Raw genomic sequence first — 3653 nt, forward strand, 5'->3', positions numbered from 1 at the left:
GCTTTCTTTATTGAGGGAGGTTAGCATTCCTGTAGATCGTTATTTTTCGACTTTGAAAAAAATAGGGCTCCTCAGTAAGATATGAGTATAGACACCACTCTAACCCACACCTTTAGGAGGAACCCTACTATGAAGTTTAAAATGCAGAACAAACAAAATCAACTAATTGAAAAAATTTCCGTTAAACATCTTGTTGTCGGCGTGGATATTGCTCAACAATTTCACGTAGCCAGAGCCGTAAATTTCCGTGGAATTGTAGTCGGAGATCCACTTACTTTCAATAATAATGAAGAAGGATTTGCTAGTTTTTTAAAATGGATTAAAAATCTTCAAAGATTAAACAACCTTGATGAAGCTATTGTTGGGATGGAACCAACTGGACACTACTGGATCAATCTTTCAAAATGGCTTTCTAATCAAGAAATTGAAGTAGTAACGGTAAACCCACATTTAGTAAAAAAGAATAAAGAAAATCGTGATAATACTCAATCAAAAAGTGATAAAAAAGATGCCTTAGTTATCGCTGATATGGTAAAGAATGGTTACTATTCTGAAGTTAGGTACACAGCGGAATCATTCGAAAAACTTAGGGTTCTTATGTCTAACCGTGATGTAGTTGTTAAACGCCTCGTCAGTTCTATTAATCAATTAAATCGTTGGGTAGATATTGTTTTCCCAGAATTACGACAGGTATTTAAAGATATTAAAGGTAAAGGGGCGATCTCTACCCTTCGATTATTCCCAACCCCATTGGAATTAGAAACTATGCAGCCTCATGATGTCATCACAGGCTGGAAATCAATAATGAAGAGGCAGCCTGGATTAAAAAAGGCCCTATTACTCCTTCAATTAGCTAAGAAATCTGTCGGTACTAGACAAGCACTTGATGCTTATAAATTTCATTTAGAACAGTTATTAGAAGAATATGATTTAGCTGTAACACAACTCGAAAGAGTTGAACAACAAGTTACCGAAGCATTAAACAGAATTCCTTTCGCTAAGAAACTACTTACCATCAAAGGAATTAGTGAAATATCTTTGGCTGGCATATTAGGTGAGGCAGGAGATTTAAGTGGTTTCTCCCACGGTAATTCTCTACTAAGGCATGCAGGATTGCATTTAGCTGAGGCAAGTTCAGGAAAGTGGAAAGGCCAAATTGTCATTTCAAAACGTGGAAGGTCGAGACTGCGACGATTCCTTTACTTAGCTACGATGAGCCTTGTGGTGAATAACCCAGAATTTCAGGCATTACATTCTCATAATGTTAAAGTAAAAAAGATGAAGAAAATGAAATCGATTATGAAGTTAGTTGGCAAGTTGGCGAGGATTTTTGTAGGTATATCTAGACGAAATGAAGCCTATTGTCCTGATAAAATCAAACCATTATCAACGTTGGCAGCCTAATAAATTACAGAATTGAAGATTATTGTCCCCTTAAAATAAACAATATTGCACACATATATTGACCGAATGTTGGCTTATTCGTAGGATTTCAAATATGTACGGAGTACCAGATTTGTTCAACAAAAGGGCACCGACCCATCAGGTTAGCATAACTGGCCTCCACCCCTTGGATAGGCATGACGAAGGAATGATAGGGCAAATGGCCCGTTGAGACATGGGAGGGAAAGCCTCCAGGGGCGGCGTGGAGTATGTACATTATATGGTAAATTGTGGAGTTTCACTATACTCCTCTATTTAACTATGCCTTCACGAAGCCTTATTAATCTGAACTCATTTCATTTATCTGTTAACCCTATATGAAGGGGTATGAAATCCTGCGAATAAGCGAGCATTTGAGAGAAAATCGTATTTAACTGAGGGAGTTGAAGAAGGGACACTTAAAAAAAACAATACGCAATAAAAATGGTGCTTCACAACAGTGAAAGCACCTATATTACGCATTAATCCCAGATACGGATTCTTGGAACACCTGCGGTTCTTAAATAATCTAATAACTGACCAGTATGAACAGATTCGTGATACGCAATGCGTAGGAGCATATCCCCCAGGTCTCTTATGTATCCTGCATCAGAACGGTCAATCTTAATATTTGTTAAGTCTTCATCAGAAAATGATCTGACTGTATTTATGAATTGATTACGATAGGGTTCGGCAAATTCCAATTCAGAATTTACAGAAGTAAAAGGTCTGTTTTCAAAAGGGGAATTAAAAACGGATAAACTTCCTTGATTTTTAAGAGCAAGATGATAATAATGTTCGCTTTCCAGTACGTGCCTGACCATTTCTAGGCAATTCATTGCTTCATTATCTGGCTTCCAACTTAGTTTTTCTTCAGGAATAGATCTCCAGACTTTTATGCTTCTTCTTCTAACTTCATTTAAATTTAAAATAATTAATTCAATTGAATTCATAAAAGTTCCTCCTTTGATAAGCATATTATAATTATACACGAATAAACGTTCGTGCCAATCTGAAAGAGGAATATTTTACAATATTTAGTTGTACTTTATACGAACGGTGCAAAAGAAAGCGGTGCTGCGGTTTAAAGGATTGTTTAATTGTTGTTGGACTAACCTGGCAGAATAGCTAAATAAAGAAGGAGATATACTAAATTAAATTATTCCTTTTGTATAAGGGGGGTATTAATATGTCAATGAAGAAACAGTGGTTACTTAATATTGCAATGATAATACTCTCATGGCTAACAATACCTTTGTTAGGAAGGCGGACAATAAAGAGATTTTTACCAGCATCTCTCCTTGCTGTTCTAATTTGTAGTTTGGATGTTCCAATTGGAAAAAAACGCAGATGGTGGTCTTTTTATAATAAACCTCAGTCCTTTATTCAAAATGAATTTCCTTTTCTCATAGGTCCAATGTTGACGATGTCTTTATGGATATTAAACTGGTCATACGGAAATTTTAAAAAGTTTATTATGTTAAATGCTATTGGTGAAGCACTTTTTGTATCTCCAATTACAAGATTATTTACAAAATTAAAACTTTATAAATTAGTTCAATTTAACGAATTTCAATTCTTTCTATATTTCTTTTACAAGGCTTTTTTCTTATATGGATTTCAATATCTTTTTGAAAAATACAAAAAAACTAAAGCTTATTAAAGTAACGTGTGCATTACTGGAACAACGGTAATGCTTTTTCTTATTGAAGTATTTGATGGAGGCGTTCGGAAAGAAGTTTGGGGAGCAAGTAGATTAAAGCAAAGCGGTCACATCTATCGTTTCCCCCACAGAAATGAAAAATTAAATGGTGAATAAATTAAAAGTTTGTGAAGAAATGTACTTAAAGTAACGGGTGCTTTACTTGAACAACAAAGTGGCATTTAATTAAAGAATGACCCAGTTTGAAGCTTCGTGAAGCCGAAAAACTGGATAAAATAGTATTTTAACATTTTTATTATTAATAATATCTTTAGGATATATTTATCCTCCAAAACGGGCATTATAATATTCGAAGGGGAACAAAAAGTGATGATGAAAATCATCAAATATTGAAATGAGGTGTCTGTCGCAGACAAGTTCCGTTTCAATTAGTCAGCTTCCTAACGTTCTACCGTCATCCGATCTTTATACGATGAGAAACATATAAAGAATACAAGGGGATGGTCAGCTTGGACAAAGATCACTCTTTATACAAACACTAACATTTTAAAAAATGAGGTGTTTATCA

General features: G+C 34.8%; 3 protein-coding genes. 2 read left to right on the forward strand and 1 reads right to left on the reverse strand.

Annotation, left to right across the window (positions count from 1 at the left end; genetic code table 11):
* The first annotated feature begins 129 nt into the window (after nucleotides 1–129).
* Nucleotides 130–1404, forward strand: coding sequence for an IS110 family transposase (locus V7266_RS30160; protein ID WP_335472953.1), 1275 nt, complete (start codon nucleotides 130–132; stop codon nucleotides 1402–1404).
* Between the two features lie 500 nt (nucleotides 1405–1904).
* Here V7266_RS30160 and V7266_RS30165 read toward each other — a convergent pair whose 3' ends face one another.
* Nucleotides 1905–2375, reverse strand: a complete 471-nt coding sequence (locus tag V7266_RS30165) for a DinB family protein (protein ID WP_335472954.1) — start codon at nucleotides 2373–2375, stop codon at nucleotides 1905–1907.
* 236 nt (nucleotides 2376–2611) lie between these two features.
* Between V7266_RS30165 and V7266_RS30170 the strand changes: the two genes are divergently transcribed.
* Nucleotides 2612–3085: a hypothetical protein gene (locus V7266_RS30170; protein WP_335472956.1), complete on the forward strand. Its 474-nt coding sequence runs from the start codon at nucleotides 2612–2614 to the stop codon at nucleotides 3083–3085.
* Nucleotides 3086–3653 lie beyond the last annotated feature (568 nt).

The sequence above is a fragment of the Neobacillus drentensis genome (assembly GCF_036965645.1).
GTDB lineage: Bacteria > Bacillota > Bacilli > Bacillales > Cytobacillaceae > Neobacillus > Neobacillus drentensis_D.